Origin of the sequence: Streptomyces sp. NPDC087270 (genome assembly GCF_044744625.1) — a bacterium.
Lineage (GTDB): Bacteria > Actinomycetota > Actinomycetes > Streptomycetales > Streptomycetaceae > Actinacidiphila.
The window spans coordinates 55,797-78,273 of the sequence record NZ_JBIUYR010000018.1 but is presented as its reverse complement, the minus strand read 5'-3'; the positions used below and the strand labels follow the sequence as shown (position 1 = coordinate 78,273).

The window sequence follows — 22,477 nt, the reverse complement described above, 5'->3', positions numbered from 1 at the left end:
GTATGACGAACACGTTCACTTCTCCGGCCGACGGTTCCCCGGCCGGCTCCCCGACCGGCTCCCCGACCGGCTCTGCGACCGGGCCGGGCTCCGGTTCGAGCTCGGGCTCCCGCTCAGGCTCCGCCTCCGGCTCCCGTCCCGTGGATCACGACGCGCTGCGGCTCGGCGTCTTCGTGCCCACCACCCTGGCGCAGTGGGCGCCGCACGACGGCCCGCGGGACGTGCTGCGCTTCGGGGTCCACGCCGAACGCGCCGGCTTCGACTCCCTGTGGGTCACCGACTCGCTGCTGACGCCGAGGATCGAGGCGCTGACGGCGCTGACCGCCCTCGCGTCGGCCACCGAACGAGTGACGCTGGGCACCGGCACCCTGCTGCCGGCCCTGCGCCCACCGGTCACCGCCGCCCAGACCATCGCCTCGGTGGACCAGTTGTCCGGCGGCCGCCTGGTCCTCGCGGTCGGCGCGGGCTTCCCCGGCCGCTTCGGCGCACCCGTCTACGCGATGGCCGGCACCCCCTGGCCGAAGCGCTTCGCCCGCCTGGACGAGACCGTCGCCCTGTGGCGCCGGCTGTGGACCGGAGAGGGGCCGATCTCCTTCCATGAGGAGGTGCTGCACGTCGACGACCTCGCGCCCGGCACGCCCGCCTTCCGCCCGCAGGGCCCGCCGATCTGGCTCGGCGGCGCCACCCCCGCCGCCCAGGCCCGCGCCGGCCGCCACTACGACGGCTGGTTCCCCTACCCGCCCGACCCGGCCGACTACGGTACGGGGCTGGCCGCGATCCGCGCCTCGGCCGCCGCCTCGGGACGTTCCGACGCCGCGTTCACCCCCGCCCTGTTCGTGAACGTCCTGCTCACGGGCGCGGCGGACGGCGGCCGTGCCGCACTCGACGCGTACGCCCGGGCCACCTACGGGCGCCCGGTCGAGGAGATGGAGCAGATCCAGGCGAACGCCGCGGGGACACCCGGCGCGGTCGTCGACAAGCTCGGCCGGTACGTGGCCGCGGGCGCCCGACACCTGGTGTTCCGGATCGCCGCGCTGGACATCGCGGGGCAGGCGGCGCAGCTCGACGGGTTGGCGGAGCTGCGGGGGCGGCTCGACGCGCTGGTGGGGGCGGCAGTGTGACCGGTCGGCCTGGACGGGCGGGGCGACCGCGACGAGGTGGACGACCGCGACGGGTGGGGGCCGCGGCACGTTGACACGCCCGGGTGGGCCGAACCATGCTGAGCAAGCGCTTGGAAACCAGCTACCCAGGAGGCCACCGCCATGCCGCAGCCCCGCGTCTTCGCGTCGCTCGACGAACTCCGTGCCGCCGTCGGCGAGCAGCTCGGCTGGACCGACTGGGTGGAGATCGAACAGAAGCGGATCGACCAGTTCGCCGAGGCGACCGGTGACCACCAGTGGATTCACGTCGACCCCGAGCGGGCGGCGCAGGGCCCGTTCGGCACCACCATCGCGCACGGTTTCCTGACGCTCTCCCTGATCCCGTCGCTGACCCCGCGGCTGTTCAGCGTCGAAGGCGTCCGGATGGGCGTCAACTACGGCGTCAACAAGGTCCGTTTCCCCGCCCCCGTGCCGGTCGGCTCGCGGCTGCGGGCCACCGCGAAGATCGCCGAGGTGTCGGAGGCGGGCGGCGGCGTCCAGCTCGTCACCCAGGTCACGATCGAGCGCGAGGGCGGCGAGAAGCCGGTGTGCGTCGCGGAGACGGTGGCGCGGTTCTACCTCTGAACGGGCCTCGGCTCTACGAGGCGTTCATCGGCCGGACCGCCGGGGGCCGGGGGCCGGGCCGATCATCGGATCAGCCGATCCGGCGGACCATCCTCAGCACGAGGTCGGCGTAGAGCGCGCCGACCTCGTCGGGCGTACGGCTGCCACCCGGACTGAACCAGCGGGCCACGTCGATGCACAGCGACAGCACCGCGAGCGTGGTCCCGGAGACGTCGGGCACGTCGAACTCGCCGGTCGCCACACCGTCCTTGATGACCGTCCGGATCGCGTCCTCGCTCCGCCGGCGCAGCACGACGATCTCGCGGTAGTGCTCGGGGGCGAGCGCGCCGAGTTCGTACTGCACGATGCGGCCGGTGGTGTGGTGCTCGGCGTGCCAGCGGACGAAGACGCGGACCGCCGCCGCGAGGCGTTCCGCCGGAGTGCCCTCGGCGTCGCGGGCCTCTTCCAGCATGGCCAGCGACCGGTGGTGGCCGACCTTGCTGATCTGGTAGAGCAGTTCTTCCTTGGTCTTGTAGTGGATGTAGAGCGCGGCGGGGCTCATCCCGGCCCGGCCGGCGATGTCCCGGGTGGTGGTGGCGTGGTAGCCGCGCTCCGCGAACGCCTCGACCGCGGCGATCACCAGCCGCCTCGCGGCGTCGGGGGTGATGTCACCCCACGCCTCGCCGGTTGCCGCCTCCGCAGTCATCGCACGCTCCTCACGCCTGTCACACCCACTTGGTCGACAGGGCCACACCCTACCGCCATGGGTGAGCAAGCGCTTAGGCCGTGTTTTGGAAGTCCCGCCTGGCCCGTGGCGCCTGGCACGCACGCTCGCTTCGTTGTCGGGCTTGTCCGAGTAGGCCCACTACGAGGACAACCCTCCGCCTTGCGATCGCACGCACCAGACGCCACGGGCCCCGCCCTTTGGGCGGACGGCGCTACTTCCAAAACACGGCCTAGGCGAAGGAGCCGGCGACCGCACCGAGGCGAGGGCATGCCAGGCGGGCCGGCCAGGGCAGCCGGAGCCTGACCCAGAGCCGATACGACCCACGCCGATCCCGCCGGAACCGCTGCGGCGCTAGAACGCGGAGATGCCGGTCAGCGCCCGCCCGATCAGCAGCTTGTGTATCTGGCTCGTGCCTTCGTACAGCGTCATCACCCGGGCGTCGCGCAGCAGCTTGCCCGCCGGGAATTCGTCGATATAGCCATACCCGCCGAAGACCTGGAGCGCGTTGTTGGCGCAGCGCACCGCGGCCTCGCTGGCGTAGAGCTTGGCGACCGACGACTCGGTGGCGAAGGGCTGCCCGCGGTCGATGAGGTCGGCGACCCGCCAGGTGAGCAGCCGCGCGGCGTCCACGTCGACGGCGATGTCGGCGAGCATCTCCTGGACGAGCTGATGCCGGGCGATGGGCACCCCGAACTGCTCGCGCTGACCGGCGTACCCGGTGGCCGCCTCCAGGCACGCCTGCGCGATGCCGACACAGCCCGCGGCGACCGACATCCGGCCCTTGGCGAGCGCGGACATGGCAACGGAGAAGCCCTTCCCCTCGGGCCCGAGCATCGCGTCCGCCGGAACCCGTACCGCGTCCAGCACCAACTCGGCTGTCGCCTGGCCGCGCAGGCCCAGCTTGCCGTGCACCTCGCGGCGGGTCAGCCCGGGGGCGTCGGCCGGCACCAGGAAGGCGCTCACGCCCCGGTGGCCCTCGCCGCCGGTGCGCGCGAAGAGCAGCACGACATCGGCCCAGGTGCCGTTGGTGATGAACATCTTGCTGCCGCTGATCTCGTACGCGTCACCGTCCCGCACCGCGCGGGTGGTGAGGTTGGCGGCATCCGATCCGGTCCCGGGTTCGGTGAGGCCGAAGCAGCCGATCGCGTCGCCGGCCGTCAACCGCGGCAGCCACGCGCGCTTCTGGGCGTCGCTGCCCCAGTGCGCTATCGACTTGGCGACAAGGCCGAGCGAGACCGACACGATGCCGCGCACCGCGGAGTCACCGCGCCCCAACTCCTCGGTGACCAGGCAGTACGCGAGATGGTCGCCGCCCGAGCCGCCGTACTCCTCGCCGATGGTCAGGCCGAGGAAGCCCAGCGATCCCAGCTTCTTCACGATGCCGCGATCCACGCTCTCCGCCCGGTCCCACTCGACGGCGTGCGGAGCGATCTCCCGGTCGGCGAACTCCCTGGCCAGCGCCTTGACGGCGGCCTGCTCCTCGGACAGCTCAAGGTCCACTGCGGTCACCCGGCCCTTCTGGACTTACCTAAACTACCGGCGCTAGTTTTCCGGCGGCAGCCTCTACTATGTGCCGCATGGCCCGCCCCCGCAAGCCCCTCCTCAGCCGCGACCGCATCGTGACGGCGGCGCTCGCCGTCATCGACGAGGAGGGGCTGAACGCGCTGTCCACCCGGCGCCTCGCCGCCAAGCTCGGGGTCAGCGGGCCGTCCCTCTACAACCACTTCGCCACCAAGGAGGCCATCCTCGACGCCGCCGCCGACACGGTCATCGCCCAGGTCGACCTGTCGATGTTCGCGCCCGCGCCGGACGGCCGGCCCGACTGGCGCGCCGCCCTCCTCGCCTGGGGCCGCTCCTACCGCGCCGCCCTCACCGAACACCCCCACATCGTGCCCTTCCTCGCCACCGGCCCCGGACTGCGGCCCGCCGGGCTGCGGATGGCCGACGCCGTCTTCGGCGCCATGGTCGAGGCGGGATGGCCCGCCGCCCAGGCGACCCGGATCGGCGCACTGATGCGCTACTTCGTCACCGGCTCGGCGCTCGGCTCCTTCGCGGGCGGCTTCGTCGGCGACCCCCAGGCGTACGACCCGGCCGACTACCCCCACCTCGGCCAGGCCCACCTGCTGGCCGGCCATCGCGAGCAGGTCGACGAGGGGGCGTTCGAAACCGGCCTGCGTGCCCTCATCGACGGGCTGGCCCTCCAGTTCCGCTGAGTCCGCCGCGCCTGCGGTGACAGGATGACGCGCATGCCCGCTTTCGACGACATCCCCGCCGACGCCCACGTCCAGGTCAACTACACCAAGTACGACGGCTCCCTGCACTGGAACCTTCGGATGCGCAGGCTCGGTGAGGACGCACACGGAACCTGGCTCGGCCTCCCCGCAGGCAGCACCATACGCAAGGGTCACAGCCGGACCCTGGACCTGCCCGAAGCCCACGTCATCCTCTTCCCGCGCGACGCCTGGTGGACCGCCACCTTCAACGCGGCCCCGCGCAAGACCGCGATCTACTGCGACATCACCACCCCACCGCAGTGGCCCTCCGCAGCCGAGGTCACCATGGTCGACCTCGACCTCGACGTCCTGCGCCACCGCGACGCCCCGCTCCCGGTCCTCGTCGACGAGGACGAGTTCGCCGAGCACCAGGTGCACTACGGCTACCCCACTGACGTCATCCGCGCCGCCACCCAGGCCGCGTCCTGGCTGACGCACGCGATCACCGAGCACTCGGGCCCCTTCGACGGCGCGCACGAACCGTGGCTGGCGCAGGTCGCCTAGCTCCGCGACCGGCCATGCGGTCCGTCCGGCGACCCCGGCCCGCGGCGGCCGGTCAGAACACCACCAGGGCCCGGCCGCCGCGCCCGGCGGTCATCGCCTCGAAGGCATCCGGTATGCCGTCGAGGCCGATGCGGTCGGTGACCAGGGCGGAGAGGTCCAGCCGCCCTTCGCGTGCGTGCCCGGCGAGGACGGGGAGATCCTTCGCCGGGTCGCAGTTGCCGTACACGCAACCGGACAACGTACGGCCGAAGTAGAAGAGTTCCAGCGCCGTGAAAGCAACCTGCTGGTCCTGTCCGCCGATACCGACGACCGCGGTCCGCCCGCCGCGCCGGGTGGACGACCACGCGGTACGGATCGTGTCGGCGCGGCCCACGCACTCGACGGCCGCGTCGGCACCGTAGCCGCCCGTGAGTTTGCGGACCCGCTTGGCGGTGTCCTCACCCGCCACCACGAAGTCCGTGGCACCCGCCGCCCTGGCCAACTCCTCTTTGCCCGGCGCCACATCGACCGCGATGATCCGGTCCGCCCCGGCGATCCTGGCCGACTGCAGAACGGCCAGGCCCACCCCGCCGACTCCGTACACGGCGACCGACTCCCCCGGCCGCACCCCCGCCACATGGTGCACCGCGCCGTAACCGGTCAGCACCGCGCAACCGAGCAGCGCCGCATCGCCCAGCGGCACTCCCTCCGGCAGCGGCAGCACCGCGCTCGCCGCCACCACCGTCTCCTCCGCGAACACCGCGGTACCCAGACCCGGGTACAGCTCGCTCCCGTCGACGGCCAGCGTCGCGTACGGTGCTGCCGCCGCCGCGCCCGCGTTCGCGCACAGCCACGGCTCGGCCAGCCCGCAGAAGTGGCAGGACCCGCAGGCCGGCGCCCAGTTGAGCACCACCCGGTCGCCGACCGCCACGTGCGCGACGCCCTCCCCCACCTCCACGACCGTGCCCGCCCCTTCGTGACCGAGTACCGCGGGCACGGGCTGCCGCAGGGTGCCGTTGGACAGCGACAGATCCGAGTGGCACACCCCGGCCGCCGCCAGCTTCACCCGCACCTGGCCGGGCCCGGGCTGCGGCAACTCGATGTCAGTGACCACCAGCGGGGCGTTCACTTCGGGCAGTACGGCGGCGCGGACCACGGTGTCTCCTGGGCTGCTTGCGGAGGTTGTCGAGTTGTCGGCTTTTCCGGGCACCAGGACCCGGGGGCGGGGACCCGGGTCGGCGGGACCCCGGGGCGGAACCTGGCTGGCGGAACCTGGCTGGCGGGAGCCAGGGGCGGGACCCGGCCGGCGGCAGCCGGGGAGGGCAGCACCCCAGGGCGCGGGACCCGGAGGATCAGAACTGCAGCGACTTGGTCTGGAGGTACTCGGACAGCCCGTGCGGGCCCAACTCCCGCCCGACTCCCGACTGCTTGTAGCCCCCGAAGGGCGCCGCCGGATTGAACCGCCCGCCGTTGATGTCGACCTGCCCGGTGTCCATCCGCCGGGCGAACGCGACCGCCTCCGCCTCGTCCGCGCCCCACACCGCCCCGGCCAGTCCGTAGACAGTGCCGTTGGCGATCCGCAGCGCGTCCTCCTCATCCTCGTACCGTATGAGCGCCACCACCGGGCCGAAAATCTCCTCCTGGGCGATCGTCATATCGGGGGCGACGTCCGCGAAGACGGTGGGGCGCACGTAGTACCCCGTGGTCAGGTCGTCGGGGGCGTCGCTGCCGCCGGCCGCTATCCTGGCGCCTTCCTGGACACCCTTCGTTATGTAGCCGCGGACCCGGTCGCGCTGCTTCGCGTTGACCACCGGGCCGAGCCGCTCGCCGGGCACGTATTTCGCGGCGGCCTTCGTGGCCAGTTCGACCGCCTCGTCGTAGCGGGCCGCGTCCACCAGCATCCGAGTCCAGGCGCTGCACGTCTGCCCGGAGTTGGCGAAGACGTTCGCCACACCGACATTGACCGCGCGGGCCAGGTCCGCGCCCGGCAGGATCACGTTCGCCGACTTGCCGCCGAGTTCGAGCGCGACCCGCTTGACCGCGCCGCCGGCCGCCGCACCTATCCGCCTGCCCACCGCGGTGGACCCGGTGAACGACACGAGATCGACGTCCGGGTGCTCCGCGAGCGCCTGGCCCGCGACCGGGCCGAGGCCGGTGACCAGGTTGAACGCCCCGGCGGGCAGGCCCGCCGCGTCCAGTATCTCCGCCACCAGTTGGGCCACGAGCGGAGTGTCCTCAGCCGGTTTGAGAACCACGGTGCACCCCGCGGCGAGCGCAGGCGCCACCTTGGCCACGACCTGGTGCAGCGGGTAGTTCCACGGCGTGATGGCCCCGACCACACCCACGGGTTCGTGCAGCACCCGGGAGTTGCCGATGCGTTCCTCGAAGGAGTGCTCGGCGGCAAGTTTGGCGAACAGCCCCATCACCGCGGTCGGCATGTCCGTATGCACCGCGGTCGCGAACGCGGGCGGCGCGCCCAGTTCGGCGGCGATCGTCGCGGCGATCTCGTCGCGGCGCTCGGCCATCAGCTCCGCCGCTGCGGCCAGCACCGCCGCACGTTTCCCGGGTGCGGTCGCCGCCCATCCGGGCAGCGCCTGCCGAGCCGCCCGCACCGCCGCGTCCACGTCCCGGGCGTCGCCGGCCGGCACCTGGGCGATGACCTGCTCGGTCACCGGGTTGACGACGTCGATCCGCCCGTCGGCGGCCGCCGCCCGCCAGCGCCCGTCGATGTAGAGCTCGTCGCGCCCCTGGTGGACCTGCTCGCCACCGCCTGCCGTATCCGTCCTGCCGTCCACGCTGCCCTCCGAGATCGCTGCTCTGCGCCCAGTGCCCAAACTAGCGCCGATAGTTTTTAATGACCAGTGCTTGCCCGGCAGCCCCGGGTTCGCGTAGGTGATGGATGGCCACGTGCGCCCTTCGCCGGCCCTCGTCAATCACGCCCGACGGGTGCCGAGTGGCTCCGACAACGACCTACCCGGCGGTAAGCACCGCCACCCGTCGAAAATTGGTTCGTTATTCGAGCACGGTACCGAGATAGGCCCTGACCAGCACTTTCGCCTCGGCGATCACGCGCAAATCACCTGTTTGGGTGGTCCGGAACGCGAGTTGCATCGCGGCGTCGGCGGCCTCGACGGCAACGGTGAGCGCCAGTCGCAAGCGCGGGTCGGCCGGGTCGACGGTGAGCCGGTCGGCGAGCAGCGCCGGCAGCCGATCGGCGAGGTCCTGGTTGGTCTCGCCCGGCACGCCGAAGTCCACCAGCGCGAATCCGGGCGCGGTCCGCTTCATCGCGGTGTACTCCTCGACCAGCACGTCGACGGCGGCACGCCAGTCCGTCCCGGCGTCCGGCTCGGCCAGCCGCGCCGCCGTGCGGTCGAGGAACTCGTCGAGATTGCGATGGGCCAACGCGTCGGTCATGGCCCGCTTGTCGGAGAAGAAGCGGTAGACGGAGCCGATGGGCACTCCCGCACGCGCGGCCACCGCGCGCGTGCTGAGCCGTTCGTAGCCGCCTTCGTCGAGTTCTCGGGCGCACGCGTCGAGGATGCGGGCGAGGCGTTCGGTGCTGCGGCGCTGGACGGGAGCGCGGCGCAGTGCGCCGCGGGCGTTTTCCGGCCCGGGCACGGCGGGTTCAGCCCCTTGCTATGGCGTCGAAGAGCCTGCGCAGGCCGTCCAGGGTCTCCGCGAGCGCGGCCTGCGGGTCGTCGGCGCGGGCGACCGCCATCGCGCTCTCGCTGAGACCGCCGTAGAGCATCGAGGTGAGGGGGTCGGCCGGGCGGTCCGGGATCGCCCCTTTCCTGATCGCCCGAGCCACCCCCCGCAGGGTCAACTCGCGGCAGTCGACGCCGAGTGTGCGCATCGTCTCCCAGCCGAGCGCACCGGGCGCGTCGAAGAGCGTGATGCGCTGGACTTCGGGATCGAGCGAGGCTTCGAGATAGGCGCGGCTGCCGGCGAAGACCGCTTCCCACGGGTCGTCGGCGACCTTGAGGTACGCGGCGGAGATGGCGGCCGCGAGTCCTTCCTGTTCGCGCGCGTAGACGGCGCCGAACAACTCTCGCTTGCCGGCGAAGTGGTGGTAGAGCGCGCCTTTGGTGACACCGGCCCGCTCGCAGACGGCGTCCAGCGAGGTCGCCCCGTACCCGTCGGCGGCGAACAGGGTTCGGGCCGCGGTCACCAGGTCGTCGACAGTGGCGTCGGAGCGCTCGCGCTGGCGCTGGCGCGGTGCCGTAGAGACGGTGTCGCCGTCGACGCCACGCGCCTGCCCGGTGGCGCGCCGCGCGCTTCCGCCTGCGTTGGGTCCCGCCACGGCCTGCCTCCCACTCTTGCCCGCCGATCGAACCGGCTGCCTTGCCCGCTTCCACCCTAGCCAAGGGCATCGCTTGACACATACATACCTTCGGTATGTATGTTCCGTACCGACAGTATGTATCTGCCCTGCAAGGCTAAGGACGGCTATGTCCTCACCCGCCTCGTCCACCCCGTCTGCTTCACCCGTCTCTCCCCAGCCCCCTCCCCGCCCCGACACGCCGGCCGACCCGCCGCACGGCGCACCGGCCGGCGGCTTCCGGCCCGGGCTCGTCCTGCTGTTGAGCGCGGGCGCCACCTTCATCGCGTTCCTCGACACCACTGTGGTCAACGTCGCCTTCCCGGACCTGGCCACCTCGTTTCCGTCCGAGCGGATCTCCGACCTGTCCTGGGTGGTGAGCAGTTACGCGGTGCTCTTCGCCGCCCTGCTCACCCCGATGGGCCGGATCGCCGATGTCCTGGGCCGTAAGCGGGTGTTCCTGCTCTCGCTGACCGCGTTCACCGTCGCGTCCGCGCTGTGCGCGGCCGCGCCCGACCTGCCGTTCCTGATCGCCGCCCGCGCCCTACAGGGAGCAGCCGCGGCGGGCATGATCCCGGCGGCGTTGGGGCTGCTGCTGGCCACCACCCCGCCTGCCGGCCTCGCCGCGGCGATCGGCGCCTGGGGCGCGGCGGGGTCGATGGCCTCCGCGGCCGGACCGGCCCTGGGCGGTGTCCTGGTCGACGTCTTCGGATGGCGCTCCGTCTTCTTCATCAACATCCCCGTCGGCATCGCGCTCGTGGCGGCCGGCATACGCGGCCTGCCGGAACGCGCCGACGTAGGGCAGAAGCCGCCCGACCCGCTCGGCACCGCCGCCTTCACCGCCGGCATCGCCCTGCTCGTCCTGGGACTCACCAAGGGCAGCGACTGGGGTTGGGGTTCTGCTGCGACCATCGGCACCACGACCGGCGGCGCCGTCCTGGGCGCGCTCGCGCTGGGGCGTTCCGCGCACCACCCCGCCCCGGCGGTGGAGACCGGCCTCTTCGGCAACCGCACGTTCGCGGTGGCGTCGGCGGCGTCCGCGTTCACCGGCGCGGCGCTCTTCGCCTGGCTGCTGAGCGGTCCGCTCTTCCTCACCACCGTCTGGCACTACTCGGTGCTCAGGGCCGGCTTCGCGGTGACGCCCGGCGCGCTGACCTCCGCGCTGGCAGCCGTCGTCGTCGGCAAGCGGGCGAAGCCGCATCAGCTTCCGTTCGTCATCGGCGCGGCGATGGCCGCGTTCGCGGCGGTGAGCGTGTGGACCTGGCAGCAACTCGGTTCGGACCCAAGCTTCCTGACCCTCTGGCTGCCGATGGGGCTGATCGGCGGTGCGGCGTTCGGCGCGACGCTGACCGCCCTGTCCACCGCGGCCGCCACCTCCGTACCGCCGTCGCGGTTCGCCTCAGGCATCGGAATGAGCACCACGGCACGCCAGTTGGGCGGCGCGCTCGGTGCCGCTGCCACCGGCGCGATCCTCGCGGCCCACCGGCTCGGCGGCCCGCAGGCGTTCCGCGACGTCTACCTGGCCTGCGTGCTGCTGGCCGGCGCCTCCGCCGTGGTCGGCCTCGCCATGTCCCGCACCATGTCCACCCGCAAGGAGTCCTGACATGACCTCCGAACCGCTCCCGCCCTTCGACACCGCACATCCCGTGGACGGCGCCCAGGACTTCGAGCGCGAAGCCACCGACCCGCACTGCATGAGCGACACCGAGAGCGACGCCGTCCTGCACGGCGCGCCCTGGAGGCGCCTGGCGGTCGTCGGGGACAGCCTCGCGGAGGGCCTGGGCGATCCGGTGCCCGGCTACCGCACCGCGTGCTGGGCCGATCGCCTCGCCCGAGCGCTGCGCCGGTCCGTGCCCGACCTGGCCTACCTCAACCTGGGCAGGCGCGGGCTCACCGCCGCGCAGGTCCGCGCCGAACAGGCCGAACCCGCGGCCGCCTTCGCCCCCGACCTGCTGGGCGTCGTCTGCGGCGGCAACGACCTGCTGCTGCCCGGCTTCGACCCGCGCGCCCTGGCGTCGGAACTCGACCGGCTCTTCGACGCGCTGGGCGCGCCCGGCACCACACTCTTCGTCTACGCCCTCGCCAACGTCGTCGACGCCATACCCGAACTGCGCGGCGGACCGCTGGAGAAGGGCGTGGAGGTGCTCAACGAGGTGACCCGCGAGGTCGCCGACCGGCACGGAGCCCTGGTCGTGCAGATGCACGGGCACCCGGCGTCCGCCGACCGCGACCTGTTCAGCGCCGACCGGGTGCACGCCTCCGCGCGCGGCCACGCCGTGATCGCCGCGACGACGATACGCGCACTGGCCTCGCGCATCCCTGCCGCGGAGTTTTCCACAGGCGAGCGGTGAGGCTTGCCGTCGTGATTCCTATGGTTCAGCATAGGAATCACGACGGCAAAGCGGGGAGTGGAGCATGGAGCTGCAAGGCACCAGGCACAGCGACGACGACAAGGACCTCGACTACCAGCCGGGGTTCGGCAACGAACACAGCACGGAGGCGGTGCCGGGTGCCCTCCCCGTGGGGCGCAACGCCCCGCAGCGGGCCCCTTTGGGGTTGTACGCCGAGCAGCTCAGCGGCACCGCCTTCACCGAGCCCCGGTCGCACAACCACCGCAGCTGGCTCTACCGCATCCGCCCGTCCGCCGCCCACCCCCCGTTCCGCCGCATGCCGAACGGGGCACTGCGCAGCGCCCCGTTCCACGACGTGGAGCCCGACCCCAACCGGCTGCGCTGGGGCCCGCTCCCGCTCCCCGGCGAACCCACGGACTTCGTCCAGGGCCTGGTCACCGTGGGGGGCAACGGCGACGTGCTGCGCCGCGAGGGCATCGGCATCCACTGGTACGCGGCGAACACCTCGATGGACCGCCGCGTCTTCTCCTCGGCCGACGGCGAGTTCCTGATCGTCCCCCAGGAAGGCGCCCTGCGCTTGCGTACGGAACTCGGCGTGCTGCGGGCCGAACCCGGTCACGTCGCGCTCATCCCGCGCGGCGTCCGCTTCCGGGTGGAACTCCTCGATCCGACCGCCCGCGGTTACGTGTGCGAGAACTACGGCCGCCCCTTCCAGCTCCCCGACCTCGGCCCTATCGGTGCCAACGGCCTGGCGAACGCCCGGGACTTCCTCGCCCCGGTCGCGGCCTACGAGGACCGCGAGGAGGACACCGAGGTGGTCAACAAGTTCGGCGGCAACCTGTGGGCGGCCGTCTACGACCACTCCCCGCTCGACGTGGTCGCCTGGCACGGCAACCACGTGCCCTACCTCTACGACCTGCACCGCTTCAACGTCCTGGGATCGATCAGCTACGACCACCCCGACCCGTCCATCTTCACCGTCCTCACCTCCCCGTCGGACACCCCGGGGCTCGCGGGCGCCGACTTCGTGGTGTTCGCACCTCGATGGCTGGTCGGCGAGGACACCTTCCGCCCTCCGTACTTCCACCGGAACGTGATGTCGGAGTTCATGGGCCTGGTCGAGGGGGCGTACGACGCGAAGGCCGAGGGCTTCGTCCCCGGCGGCGCCTCGCTGCACAACATGATGTCCGCGCACGGCCCGGACCGCACGACGTTCGACCGGGCGAGCACCGCGGAACTGCGCCCGCAGAAGATCGACGACGGACTGGCCTTCATGTTCGAGACGCGCTGGCCGGTGGTGCCGACCGAGTTCGCCCTGGGCGCGGGGCACCGGCAGGAGGGATACGACGCGGTCTGGGAGGGCCTTGAGAGAAACTTCCGACCGTGAACGCCTTCGCCCCCGACTCGCTGGTCCTCAACCGCAGGCTGCCGCTGTGGTACCAGGTCTCGCAGTCCCTGCGCGCCTCGATTCTGGGCCGACGGCAGGACGCCCCGCTGCGCCTTCCCACCGAGGAGGATCTCGCCGAGCACTACGGAGTGAGCGTGCTCACCATGCGCCAGGCACTGAAGGAACTGGAGACCGAGGGCCTGATATCCCGGCACCGCAGGCGCGGCACCTTCATCGAACCGGCGGCGCTGCGTGGAGCGCCGGTGAAACTGCTCGGCTCGGTGGACGCCATCGTCGCCCAGCAGTCCGGGGAGCGCACCACGATCCTGGCGCACGGCCCCGCCGCCCTGCCTCCGGAAGCGGCCGAGCACTTCCCCGACCTCACCGAGGCGGTCTTCTTCCGGCGGCTGCGCCATGACGAGTCCGGCGAACCCACCAACTGGGCCGAGAACCACGTCCGTCCCGAACTCGCCGCCCGTATCGACCTCGCCGACCTGGAGCGCTGGCCGATGACGAAGGTCCTGCGCGACGTGCTGGGAGTGCGGATCAGCCGGATCACCGACACCGTCGAGGCCAGGCTGGCCGCCCCGGACACCGCCCGCCTGCTGCAAGTGCCGCTGCTCAGCCCGATACTGCACTACACCGGTGTGACCTACGACGAGGCCGGCCGCGCCGTCGACGTGGTGCGCATTCACTACCGCGGTGACCGGTTCTCCTTCACCGTGACGATGGAGGCACCCTGAGGGCCGTCAGTAGCATGCATGCGGTGAGCGATGACGCGCCTTTGCTGCACGACCTGATGCCATGGTCGGTACGCCCGCTGCGCATCGGCCGCGGCTGGCCGATGGCACCCGAGCCCGCCTGCCTGCGAGCACGCTGGACACTCCTCACCACCGCGCCGGACGACGCCACCAGAACCGCCCTGCTGCACCCGACCCGTGCCCGCGGCCCGCACACCCCGGTCGCCCAACTCCCCGGCCACCACACTCCCACCACCGCGATCGCCCGCGAGGACGGCCGCTGCCCGGAGCCGGTACGCATCCAGCACGGGCCCTTCGACCAGCAGTGGCTGATACCCGACCACCGGTTGATCGACGTCGCCCGGCCCGAACTGTGGCGGATCGCCGACGACCGGCAGGTCTTCGCGATCGAGCAGAGCCCCCTGCCGGACACCGAGGAAGCCGCGGTGACCTTCTGCGCCCTGCTGCCCGACGGACGCTCCCCGGCCGGCAAACCCGCCCTGATCCGGCCGTTGTACCGGCGTCCCGGCGGCCGCGACCCGAACCTCGCACCGGGCCTGTCCCCTTGGCTCGCCTCCCGTCTGGGCACCGATGTCACCGCCGAGGACATGCTCGCCTGGATCGCCGCCGTGGCCCGCCCCGGCCACCGCGGCTGCGCCGTACCGCTCCCCCGCACTCCGGAGCAGTGGCACGAAGGAACCGCGTTGGGCCGCAAGTCCCTGTGGCTGCACACCCGAGGCACCCGCTACGCCGATCCCGCGCAGGGCCGCGATACCGGCCTGCTGCGACCGCCCGGCGGCAGCCGGCCCTACGTCAGGGCGCCGCTGCCCGCTCGTCCGCAGCCGGACGATCTGAGGTACGACCCCCAGGAGCGCGCCTTGTGGATCGGCAGCGGCCAGGTGGCTCCTGTGGCGCCCGAAGCCTGGGAGGCCACCGCAGGCGGAGTACGGGTGCTGGAGGCGTGGTACGGGCGGCGGGTCGCTCCCGGGGAGCCGGGGTCGCTGGAGGCCCTGCGCCCGGCCGCCTGGACCCGGGCCACGACCTCGGAACTGCTGGAGCTGATCAGCGTGCTGACACTACTGGCCCAGCTTCGCGAAGAGCTGCGGGACTTCGCCGCGCGGTTGGCGGCTGCGGGCGTCGACAGGACGGGGACAGCGGGCGCGGTGACGCTGCGGTCGGCCGGAATCCTTCCGGTGCCTGCGGCCAGGCGGAGGCCGGCCTCGGTACTGGAACACCACGAAGAAGGCCCGGACGGGCAGTTCGCCCTGCTGTGACTGCGAGTGCAGTGGGTCTGCTGCGGCCGCTGGGGAGGACGGCCGCACGCACCCCACCATAAGGACAGCAGGACGGACGCGAACTGCTCGTGATTCAGCGACGGTTGCCGAAGAGCGACCTCCGCAGTCGGCGCAACGGCGCGAAGAGGGACACCCGGGCACCCCTGTTGGTCTTGGTGTGCACGGTGTCGCGTGAGGTCAACTCCCGCAACAGCACGGTGGCTTCCTCGGTCTCGCGCTGTGGCACGGCAGGGCCGGCCAGTATCGAGAGATGCCGGTCCAGGCGCGCACTGGACGCCGTAGTACCGCAGTTGATGGCAGGCACTCTGGGCCTGCCGTGCATCGCTATCTGTTCCATGACTCTCCCCACCCTGTCGAGGGTACCCAGCACGGGCAGGCTAACCCTATCGCCCCGTCACGTCACGTGCGCATCCCCCGCCCACCTCCGTCGCCCGATTCACCTTCCGTTCAAGGGCGTTGGCACGGGAACGGGCGTGCGGGGGACAGTGCCGCAACGTGCCCGTGCACGGAAATCCCGCAGATAACCGTCCGACCGCCCGCCGCGGCCGGGTGGCAGGTCACACCTGTCGGAAGCGTCACGCTCTTCGGCCAGGGCGACACCGGAGACACGGTTCGTGACCGGCGAAGACGCTCTGCACGTCGGCGAACATGGAGCCGCCGCCCGACCCCCTGTCGACCTCACTGGATTCATCCCCGGACAATTGTGCGGCAAATCAACCCTTTCGAGGGGTTTGGACATCTGTACGGAAGTCCGACTCGGACCGAAAAGCGCTGGGCGATTGCCCCGCCGTGCCGGATCATGGGCCGCATGTCCGCCACATCCCGCCCACCGAGGAGGCACGTGCCGCCCACCTCCCCCGCCACGGACGGGAAGGCCGCCACGACGGCCGATCCGTTCCAGTCCCTGCCCGTCCATCTGCGGCTGGACGACAGCGACTCGCCGTCCGACGTCGTCGACGCCTTGTTCCTGGGGCGTTTCACCTCCGGGCAGCAGCCGTTCGCCCGCAGCAGCTCGCTGGAGAGCGTCAAGCCGGGGCTCACCCTGCTGCCGCCGGACGCGTCCGTGCTGCGGCAGGCTCGCGACAAGGACCGCAGCGCCCTCCTGGCCGAGGGAGACGGCTGGACGGTCCTGGTCTCACGCTGGAACCGGGGCGCAGACGTCACGGTGACGGCGATCTCCGACGAACTCGCCGAGCGGGTGCTGAAGTCGGCGGTCGACGACGCGGAGGACGAACCGGAGCCGCAGTCGAACAACATCACCATGGGCTTCTGGTACGTCTCCCCCCGGCGGGGCCCGCACCGCACCACCCGGAACATCTCCGCCGGCACCTGGGACGAGCTGCGCGGCAACTACTCGGCGCCGGTCGCCGACGCCATGGACGGCCTCATGAAGATGACCGCCGACGACGTCACCGGGCGGCTGCTCCTGCTCCACGGGCCGCCCGGCACCGGCAAGACGTCCGCCCTGCGCACCCTGGCACGCTCATGGCGCGACTGGTGCCAGGTGGACTGCGTCCTGGACCCCGAGCGGCTCTTCACCGACGTGGGCTACCTGATGGACATCGCCATCGGCGAGGACGACAGCGAGGGCGGCCGCTGGCGACTGCTCCTGCTGGAGGACTGCGACGAGTTGATCCGCGGCCAGGCCAAGCACGAGACCGGCCAGGCACTGTCGCGACTGCTCAATCTCACCGACGGGCTGCTCGGCCAGGGCCGCAACGTCCTGGTCGGCATCACCACCAACGAGGACCTGGAGCGCCTGCACCCGGCGGTCGTGCGGCCGGGCCGCTGCCTTGCCCGCATCGAGGTCGGCCCGCTGAACCGGGACGAGGCGGTGCGGTGGCTCGGCACCAGCGAGGGCATCGGCCGCGAGGGGGCCAGCCTCGCCGAGTTGTACGCCCTGCGCCGCGGCGCCTCGCCGACCCTCACCGTGCCACCCCAGGTGGAAGGCGGCCTCTACCTCTGACGACGGCCTACTCGCCGTACTCCGCGCGCAGCGCCTCCTCCATCGCGGCGCGGGCGGCGTCGCGGTCCAGGCCGAGGCGGCGGACCCGTTGCGCGTAAGTGGTCGCGGCGTCCGCCACCTCGCGGGTCCTGGCGTCGCCCGCCGCGATGTACGTGCCGTGGCGGCCCCGGGTCTCGATCACCCCGTCCGCTTCCAGCGCGCGGTACGCCTTCGCGACGGTGTTCGCCGCAAGCCCCAACTGCTCGGCCAGCCCCCGCACGGTGGGCAGCTTGTAGTTGACCGGGAGGACCCCCGCACGGGCCTCCTCGGCGATCTGACCGCGCACCTGCTCGTACGGGGCGGTGGTCGCGTCCGGATCGATCGTGATCTTCAGGCTCATACGCCGGATACTGGCACAGCGGCGGTTGGCAGCGGCACCGCCCGGGCCGGGCCGTCGGGGGCGTAGGCGATGGTGTCCCCGCTCTCGTGCAGGTGGAGCAGGAAGCGGTGTCCGGCTCGATAACCGTCGATCGCCGCGCGGCAGTAGGCGACCATGTCGTCGGGCAGCGCGTCCAGCGGATACCAGCCGAGCTCCGAGCACTTGTCCGGTTCGCGGTTGACCGGCTCGGGGTCGCCGGTCGTGTGGTGCGCGACGAAGAACCAGCCGATCCTGGCCCGTCCGTCAGGCGCCCGGTGCTGCATCACCATCGCGACGTCCAGTTCGCCGGCGGCCAACTCGAGCCCGATCTCCTCGCGGGCCTCACGGATCATCCCGGCCCTGACGTCCTCGCCGTCCTCGAGGTGCCCGGACGGCGCGTGCAGCAGGCCGTCCGCGTAGCCGGTGCCGTCCCGGCGGGCGAGCAGCACGTCCTCGCCGCGCAGCAGGAGCAGATGGACGTCGACGACCTCGGTGTGCCGGCGGGAGGCTCGGGGCGCGGGCCGGACCACCGCCACGTACCGCTCGTCGCAGACCTCCTGCCCCCACAGCGCCGTGTCGTGTCCGAGCTGCTCGACCTGGGTCGATCCGCCGAGCGGCGCGGCGAGTTCGGCAAGGATGCCGGCGGAGATACCGGCCGGGGGCCTCCCCCACCGGCCCTCGACGAGGACCAGCCGCCCGCCGGGTCGCAGCAGGTCGGCCCACCGCCGCAGGACGGCGCCCGGGTCCGGCAGGGCCCACAGCACATGGCGGACGAGGACGACGTCGAAGCCACCGCCCCCTACCGGCGGGTGGCTCGCATCACCGACGACCACCCGCGCGTCCGTGCCGGAGAGTTTCGCGCGGGCGAGCGCGACCATCCGCTCCGACCGGTCCACCGCGGTGACCCGGTGCCCGTCAGCGGCCGCGAGTCGCGCGAGGCTTCCGGTGCCGCAGCCGAGGTCGAGCACGTCGGACGGCGTCGCGGGGAGCCAGGACCGCAGCCGCGTCGCCCATGCCGAGCGGACATCCGGGTCGCGCAGGCCGTGGTCGGGCTCGTCGTCGAAGTGGTCGGCGGCAGCGTCCCAGTACTGTCGCGCGTCTGCATCGATGCTCATGGGAAGAGCCTCCCACCCACCACCGACATCTCCGGCGGCTGCGCCGAACGGGCATCACCACGTGGGGCGGATCGGTCCGGTGGGAGCGAGGCGTACCAGTTCGTCCCGCAGTGTGAGCAGCCGACGTTCGCCGAGGAGCTCTTCCCAGGGCAACACGGCTTCGGCGGCGGCCGCTTCGGCGGCCTCGGTGCAGCGCCGGCCGCGGGCGGTGAGCAGGACGAGACGGGCACGGGCGTCGTCCGGGTGCGGACGCCGTTCCACGTACCCCTTCTGCTCCAGCTCGTCCACGATCTGACTGGCGGCCTGACGGGTGAACCCGAGGTGCTCGGCGACCTCGGTGACGGTCGCACCGGCCGGGGCGAGCCGGGCGAAGACGAAGCCGTGGGTCGGGCGCAGGTCGGTGAAACCTCTCGCCACCACGCCGTTGTGCATGTCCTGGACGAGCGACCCCGCGGCGACGAGCAGCGCGGCGGTCAGGCTCATTGCATCGGAGTCCTTCACGAAATCACCTTGACACAGAACGCAAGCTCCTTGAGCATATAGGCAAGGAGATTGCGCAAGCTCCTTGCTCATCCAGCGACGCCGGGCCTGCGCCCGGAGGAGGTTCGTCATGTCTTTCATCCCTGCCGCAGACGCCGCGGTCCACGAGTTGCACGGTGCCCGCTTCGTCTCGTACGCGTCGCCCGCCCGCGGCAGCGAGGAGTTGTGCGCTTGGCGCTGCGAGCTGCCGGCCGCTTCCTCCGCACCGGCGCACCGGATCTCACGCGAGGAGGTCTTCCTCGTCCTGTCCGGTTCTCTGCAACTGACCATCGACGGGGAGACCCGGACCCTCACGGCCGGCGACGCCGCCGTCGCCCCGCCCGGCTCCTCGTTGGGGATCGCCAATCCCGCGGAGGAGCCGGCCGCTCTGTGGGTGACCACGAGCATCGGATTGCAGGCTTCACTGGCCGACGGCTCGCGGATATCCCCACCCTGGGCTAACTGAACGCCGACAGGCAGGTCGTCGGGGTCGCGTGCGCGGGATCGAGCGCGTTCGCCGCCTCGTGGAACGCGATGCGGTCGGTCAGACCGATGGCGACATGCTCGGAGACGTCGACCGGACAGAGGTTCTGAAGCACCACGTTGCGGACGTTCGGACCGGACAGCGCCTGCGTCGTGTACGGCGTGACGACCTCGTCGTAGATGGTGGAGATCACGGTGTAGTGCACGCCAGGCACGGTGTCGCCGCCGGCGTTCAGTGTGCGCTGGAAGTCCGATCCGGCCACCTGGTCGGCAAGACCAGGGAGATCGGCCTGGAGAAAGTCAGCCGCACCGGGGAAGTACGGAAGCAGCGCGGTCAGCCCGTCAAGCGTGGTCCCGTGGTTGTCGGGAGCCAGGCCGACCAGGGCGTTCACCTTGGCCGCGCCGCCGAGGAACTTCAGGTAGTAGCGCGGCATCATGCCGCCCTGCGAGTGGCCGACGATGTCGACCTTGGCGGCGTGGGTGGCCGACAGCACCCGATCGGTGAAGTCGGAGAGCTGCTGCGCCGAGTCGGCGATCGGACCCAGCCCGCCGATCAGGTTCTCACCGGGGAGCATGCCGTAGTCGAAGGAGAAGACGCAGTAGCCGCGCGCCACCAGATAGGGGGCGAAGACCAGCCAGTTGTCCGTGCCGTTGGCAAAGGTGCCGTGCACCAGGACGACGGGGCGGGGATGCTGGGCGGAAGGTCGGCAGGAGTAGTTGTTCCAACCGCTGGTCGGCGCGGAGCCGGCGGACGCGGAGGCGACAGCGGTGGGCGCGACCGCCATCACGGTCGTCAGCGCGAACACGGCCAGAAGCCGTCTCCAGGGCAGCCTCATGTGATCTCCTCACAGGTCAGGGAAGGTGGGCACGACAACGACACCCAACAGCGTGTGATCCGGATCACTTTGCTGGACTCGTGACAAGTTACGCATGAGTAGAAAGCCGCTGACTAGCTACGCGTGAGTAAAAAATGCCGCGCCGATCAGACTCGGCCGCCACCCAGCAAGCACCCATGGCGACGAAGGAGTCGAGAAGGTCCTGACCATAGGGCCGTGCGAACCGTCTGTGCGTTCGGTTCTCAGGGGAATGCCGACCCTCTCCGTAGGCGGCGTACCGGCGAGCCCGGCCGGCAGGCGGCCCCTGCTCGTACCACCCGCACTTCGCCCCTTGCTGCTCACGACGTCCTACGGGCGGCTCCTCGGCGACGGTCGAGGACGGGACCTGCCGCTACTGCTCGCGCTGGGAGGCGGAGCGACTCGCCGCGGAATCCGGACTGCCCTGGGACTGGCGCAACTCGGCGGACGGACCGCCGGACGCAAGGGCGGCGGGCCACGGACTGCTGGAGGGCCGCCGGTTGCCCGTGGCGGCTGGGGCGGGGCGTCACGGGGACCGGGCGGGCGGCGCTCTGGCCACCGGGCTGGGGCAGTGAGGCACAGGCGAGCAAGGAGCCGGCGAGCGTCGACAGAAGGCGGCGGGGCAAAGGCATACCGATGCCGCCCGAGCGCATCACACGTTCAGGACCGCCGGGCGGCCAGACGTCCGGCCATGGCGGCGAGATGGTCGCGGTGGGGGCCCGGCGGCAGGTCCTCCAGTGCGGCCAGCGCGGCCGCAAGGTGGTCGGCCGCGGTGGCCCGAGCGGCACGCAGCGCACCGCCCGCTTCCAGGAGTTCAGCCAGGGCGTCCTGGGCGTCTTCCGCGGGCCGCCGCCACAAGTCCAGGAGCAACAGACGCTGCTGGGGAGCCGCGTTGCCGAAGGCGATCAGCACCGGCAGGGTCGGACGCCGGTTGCGCAGGTCGCTGAGCGCGGGCTTGCCCGCCGCCCGGACGTCGTCGGCATACGGCAGCAGGTCGTCCTGCATCTGGAACGCGACCCCGAGATGGTCGGCGAACCGGGCCAGCGCGCGGGCATGCGGACCCTTCGCACCGGTGAGTACGGCAGCGGCACGGGTCGCGGCGTCGAGCAGGGCGCCGGTCTTGAGCCTGACCATCCGGAGGTACTGCGCCATGGCGCAGTCCATGCGCCCGGCCAGATCGGCTTCCATCATCTGGCCCCGGCTGACCTCGACAGCGGCCGTGCTGATCACATCCAGCACCCGGAGGGCCTGCTCCGAGCTGTAACCGCTGGAGTTGAGCGCCCGGACCTGCCCGAGCGCGGCGCACATCATGGCGTCCCCGCCCACCAGAGCGTCCGCCTGGCCGAACCGCTCGGCCACGCTGGGGCGGCCACGCCGCAACGCGTCCTGGTCGATGATGTCGTCGTGCACGAGCGTGGCGGCGTGCAGCATCTCCAGGGCCGCGGCAGCCGGCAGCGCCGCGCCCGGATCGCCGCCCAGCGCCGCGACGGTCTCCAGCAGGAGCAGCGGGCGCAGCAGTTTCCCCCCGGGCAGCAGGGCATGGCGCATCAGCACGCCCAACCGGTCGTCCGAGGCGCACACGGACTCCAGGTACCCGAGCAGGGGCGCGGTCAGTTCCGCGGCGCAGCCGTCCGCGAAGGTCTCAGCGGGCGGGGAGAGCACCGTCAGGGACTCGGGGCCGAGTTCGACGCCACCGCGCACACTCCACCAGCTCTCAGCCAGGACAGACGACAGGACCAGCCCGCCCGTTCCCTCGGCGCGACGAACCGGGCGGAGGCCATGAGCGGCAGATACCCACACAATATGCCGAGCCGGTCGAGCGGCATTCAGCGCCCCATAGGTGACGAGGGGCGCGAAGGTGTCGAC

Annotated in this window: 23 protein-coding genes; 11 read left to right on the top strand and 12 right to left on the bottom strand. The window is 71.9% G+C overall.

The annotated features are described in order from the left end of the window. Positions 1–2 precede the first annotated feature (2 nt). Together ACIPAE_RS30350 and ACIPAE_RS30345 are read left to right on the top strand one after the other, a co-directional pair. Entirely contained in the window at positions 3–1,121 is a 1,119-nt protein-coding gene (locus tag ACIPAE_RS30350) for an LLM class flavin-dependent oxidoreductase (RefSeq protein ID WP_402449528.1), read from the top strand. A 141-nt stretch (positions 1,122–1,262) separates the two neighbouring features. Then, on the top strand, positions 1,263–1,724 hold the full coding sequence (locus ACIPAE_RS30345; RefSeq protein WP_366413725.1) for a MaoC family dehydratase: 462 nt from the start codon (positions 1,263–1,265) through the stop codon (positions 1,722–1,724). 70 nt (positions 1,725–1,794) lie between these two features. Here the strand turns inward: ACIPAE_RS30345 and ACIPAE_RS30340 are convergent, their stop codons facing one another. Then, entirely contained in the window at positions 1,795–2,409 is a 615-nt protein-coding gene (locus ACIPAE_RS30340) for a TetR family transcriptional regulator (RefSeq protein WP_402449524.1), read from the bottom strand. A 372-nt stretch (positions 2,410–2,781) separates the two neighbouring features. Continuing rightward, positions 2,782–3,930: an acyl-CoA dehydrogenase family protein gene (locus ACIPAE_RS30335; protein ID WP_402449734.1), complete on the bottom strand. Its 1,149-nt coding sequence runs from the start codon at positions 3,928–3,930 to the stop codon at positions 2,782–2,784. A 77-nt stretch (positions 3,931–4,007) separates the two neighbouring features. Here ACIPAE_RS30335 and ACIPAE_RS30330 point away from each other — a divergent pair, with 77 nt between their 5' ends. Continuing rightward, complete coding sequence (locus tag ACIPAE_RS30330; RefSeq protein WP_366414596.1) at positions 4,008–4,643, top strand: TetR/AcrR family transcriptional regulator; 636 nt, start codon at positions 4,008–4,010, stop codon at positions 4,641–4,643. Between the two features lie 33 nt (positions 4,644–4,676). Continuing rightward, positions 4,677–5,207, top strand: a complete 531-nt coding sequence (locus ACIPAE_RS30325) for a DUF402 domain-containing protein (RefSeq protein WP_329370864.1) — start codon at positions 4,677–4,679, stop codon at positions 5,205–5,207. Between the two features lie 52 nt (positions 5,208–5,259). On the opposite strand, the gene ACIPAE_RS30320 is transcribed toward ACIPAE_RS30325, so the two are convergent. The 4 genes from ACIPAE_RS30320 to ACIPAE_RS30305 form a co-directional block, all read right to left on the bottom strand. Continuing rightward, on the bottom strand, positions 5,260–6,342 hold the full coding sequence (locus tag ACIPAE_RS30320) for a zinc-binding dehydrogenase (protein ID WP_402449522.1): 1,083 nt from the start codon (positions 6,340–6,342) through the stop codon (positions 5,260–5,262). Between the two features lie 196 nt (positions 6,343–6,538). Beyond that, on the bottom strand, positions 6,539–7,981 hold the full coding sequence (locus ACIPAE_RS30315; protein WP_402449519.1) for an aldehyde dehydrogenase family protein: 1,443 nt from the start codon (positions 7,979–7,981) through the stop codon (positions 6,539–6,541). A 217-nt stretch (positions 7,982–8,198) separates the two neighbouring features. Next, positions 8,199–8,804, bottom strand: coding sequence for a TetR/AcrR family transcriptional regulator (locus ACIPAE_RS30310; RefSeq protein WP_329370858.1), 606 nt, complete (start codon positions 8,802–8,804; stop codon positions 8,199–8,201). Between the two features lie 7 nt (positions 8,805–8,811). Beyond that, the gene (locus tag ACIPAE_RS30305; protein WP_402449516.1) at positions 8,812–9,486 is read right to left on the bottom strand and encodes a TetR/AcrR family transcriptional regulator; all 675 of its coding nucleotides are present in this window, start codon (positions 9,484–9,486) and stop codon (positions 8,812–8,814) included. A 148-nt stretch (positions 9,487–9,634) separates the two neighbouring features. Here ACIPAE_RS30305 and ACIPAE_RS30300 point away from each other — a divergent pair, with 148 nt between their 5' ends. The 5 genes from ACIPAE_RS30300 to ACIPAE_RS30280 all read left to right on the top strand — a co-directional run bounded on the left by ACIPAE_RS30300 (position 9,635) and on the right by ACIPAE_RS30280 (position 15,256). Beyond that, positions 9,635–11,107 carry an MFS transporter gene (locus ACIPAE_RS30300; protein WP_402449514.1) on the top strand — a complete coding sequence of 491 codons (1,473 nt, stop codon included), beginning with the start codon at positions 9,635–9,637 and terminating at the stop codon, positions 11,105–11,107. A 1-nt stretch (position 11,108) separates the two neighbouring features. Then, the gene (locus ACIPAE_RS30295) at positions 11,109–11,855 is read left to right on the top strand and encodes an SGNH/GDSL hydrolase family protein (protein ID WP_402449512.1); all 747 of its coding nucleotides are present in this window, start codon (positions 11,109–11,111) and stop codon (positions 11,853–11,855) included. A gap of 64 nt (positions 11,856–11,919) precedes the next feature. Then, positions 11,920–13,242, top strand: coding sequence for a homogentisate 1,2-dioxygenase (gene hmgA / locus ACIPAE_RS30290; RefSeq protein WP_402449509.1), 1,323 nt, complete (start codon positions 11,920–11,922; stop codon positions 13,240–13,242). After that, complete coding sequence (locus ACIPAE_RS30285) at positions 13,239–13,985, top strand: GntR family transcriptional regulator (RefSeq protein WP_402449507.1); 747 nt, start codon at positions 13,239–13,241, stop codon at positions 13,983–13,985. The genes hmgA and ACIPAE_RS30285 overlap by 4 nt, the downstream gene beginning before the upstream one ends. A gap of 14 nt (positions 13,986–13,999) precedes the next feature. Continuing rightward, complete coding sequence (locus ACIPAE_RS30280; protein WP_402449504.1) at positions 14,000–15,256, top strand: type ISP restriction/modification enzyme; 1,257 nt, start codon at positions 14,000–14,002, stop codon at positions 15,254–15,256. Positions 15,257–15,350: 94 nt separating this feature from the next. Here the strand turns inward: ACIPAE_RS30280 and ACIPAE_RS30275 are convergent, their stop codons facing one another. Continuing rightward, on the bottom strand, positions 15,351–15,614 hold the full coding sequence (locus tag ACIPAE_RS30275; RefSeq protein WP_328462442.1) for a hypothetical protein: 264 nt from the start codon (positions 15,612–15,614) through the stop codon (positions 15,351–15,353). 462 nt (positions 15,615–16,076) lie between these two features. On the opposite strand from ACIPAE_RS30275, the gene ACIPAE_RS30270 reads away from it, so the two are divergent. Beyond that, on the top strand, positions 16,077–17,243 hold the full coding sequence (locus tag ACIPAE_RS30270; protein ID WP_402449502.1) for a DUF5925 domain-containing protein: 1,167 nt from the start codon (positions 16,077–16,079) through the stop codon (positions 17,241–17,243). Positions 17,244–17,250: 7 nt separating this feature from the next. Here ACIPAE_RS30270 and ACIPAE_RS30265 read toward each other — a convergent pair whose 3' ends face one another. From ACIPAE_RS30265 to ACIPAE_RS30255, 3 genes are read right to left on the bottom strand one after another with little or no spacing between them, the layout of a single operon-like run. Beyond that, entirely contained in the window at positions 17,251–17,622 is a 372-nt protein-coding gene (locus ACIPAE_RS30265) for a GntR family transcriptional regulator (protein ID WP_402449499.1), read from the bottom strand. Beyond that, on the bottom strand, positions 17,619–18,755 hold the full coding sequence (locus ACIPAE_RS30260) for a methyltransferase domain-containing protein (RefSeq protein ID WP_402449497.1): 1,137 nt from the start codon (positions 18,753–18,755) through the stop codon (positions 17,619–17,621). Before ACIPAE_RS30260 ends, ACIPAE_RS30265 begins: the two co-directional genes overlap by 4 nt. A 54-nt stretch (positions 18,756–18,809) precedes the next feature. Beyond that, a complete protein-coding gene (locus ACIPAE_RS30255; protein ID WP_329370843.1) occupies positions 18,810–19,256 on the bottom strand; it encodes a MarR family transcriptional regulator in 447 nt (148 codons plus the stop codon). 109 nt (positions 19,257–19,365) lie between these two features. On the opposite strand from ACIPAE_RS30255, the gene ACIPAE_RS30250 reads away from it, so the two are divergent. Further along, positions 19,366–19,740 (top strand): cupin domain-containing protein, encoded by a 375-nt coding sequence (locus ACIPAE_RS30250; protein ID WP_328462449.1) that lies wholly within the window; start codon positions 19,366–19,368, stop codon positions 19,738–19,740. On the opposite strand, the gene ACIPAE_RS30245 is transcribed toward ACIPAE_RS30250, so the two are convergent. Then, positions 19,733–20,593 carry an esterase/lipase family protein gene (locus ACIPAE_RS30245; RefSeq protein WP_402449493.1) on the bottom strand — a complete coding sequence of 287 codons (861 nt, stop codon included), beginning with the start codon at positions 20,591–20,593 and terminating at the stop codon, positions 19,733–19,735. The two genes, ACIPAE_RS30250 and ACIPAE_RS30245, sit on opposite strands and share 8 nt — an antisense overlap. Positions 20,594–21,271: 678 nt before the next feature. Then, positions 21,272–22,312, bottom strand: a complete 1,041-nt coding sequence (locus ACIPAE_RS30240; RefSeq protein ID WP_329370840.1) for a polyprenyl synthetase family protein — start codon at positions 22,310–22,312, stop codon at positions 21,272–21,274. Between the last annotated feature and the right edge of the window lie 165 nt (positions 22,313–22,477).

Coding starts and splice junctions, on each gene's coding strand:
- ACIPAE_RS30350 (WP_402449528.1), top strand. CDS start 3: ATGACGAACACGTTCACTTCTCCGGCCGACGGTTCCCCGGCCGGCTCC.
- ACIPAE_RS30345 (WP_366413725.1), top strand. CDS start 1,263: ATGCCGCAGCCCCGCGTCTTCGCGTCGCTCGACGAACTCCGTGCCGCC.
- ACIPAE_RS30340 (WP_402449524.1), bottom strand. CDS start 2,409: ATGACTGCGGAGGCGGCAACCGGCGAGGCGTGGGGTGACATCACCCCC.
- ACIPAE_RS30330 (WP_366414596.1), top strand. CDS start 4,008: ATGGCCCGCCCCCGCAAGCCCCTCCTCAGCCGCGACCGCATCGTGACG.
- ACIPAE_RS30325 (WP_329370864.1), top strand. CDS start 4,677: ATGCCCGCTTTCGACGACATCCCCGCCGACGCCCACGTCCAGGTCAAC.
- ACIPAE_RS30300 (WP_402449514.1), top strand. CDS start 9,635: ATGTCCTCACCCGCCTCGTCCACCCCGTCTGCTTCACCCGTCTCTCCC.
- ACIPAE_RS30295 (WP_402449512.1), top strand. CDS start 11,109: ATGACCTCCGAACCGCTCCCGCCCTTCGACACCGCACATCCCGTGGAC.
- hmgA (WP_402449509.1), top strand. CDS start 11,920: ATGGAGCTGCAAGGCACCAGGCACAGCGACGACGACAAGGACCTCGAC.
- ACIPAE_RS30280 (WP_402449504.1), top strand. CDS start 14,000: ATGCATGCGGTGAGCGATGACGCGCCTTTGCTGCACGACCTGATGCCA.
- ACIPAE_RS30275 (WP_328462442.1), bottom strand. CDS start 15,614: ATGGAACAGATAGCGATGCACGGCAGGCCCAGAGTGCCTGCCATCAAC.
- ACIPAE_RS30270 (WP_402449502.1), top strand. CDS start 16,077: ATGGGCCGCATGTCCGCCACATCCCGCCCACCGAGGAGGCACGTGCCG.
- ACIPAE_RS30265 (WP_402449499.1), bottom strand. CDS start 17,622: ATGAGCCTGAAGATCACGATCGATCCGGACGCGACCACCGCCCCGTAC.
- ACIPAE_RS30260 (WP_402449497.1), bottom strand. CDS start 18,755: ATGAGCATCGATGCAGACGCGCGACAGTACTGGGACGCTGCCGCCGAC.
- ACIPAE_RS30250 (WP_328462449.1), top strand. CDS start 19,366: ATGTCTTTCATCCCTGCCGCAGACGCCGCGGTCCACGAGTTGCACGGT.
- ACIPAE_RS30245 (WP_402449493.1), bottom strand. CDS start 20,593: ATGAGGCTGCCCTGGAGACGGCTTCTGGCCGTGTTCGCGCTGACGACC.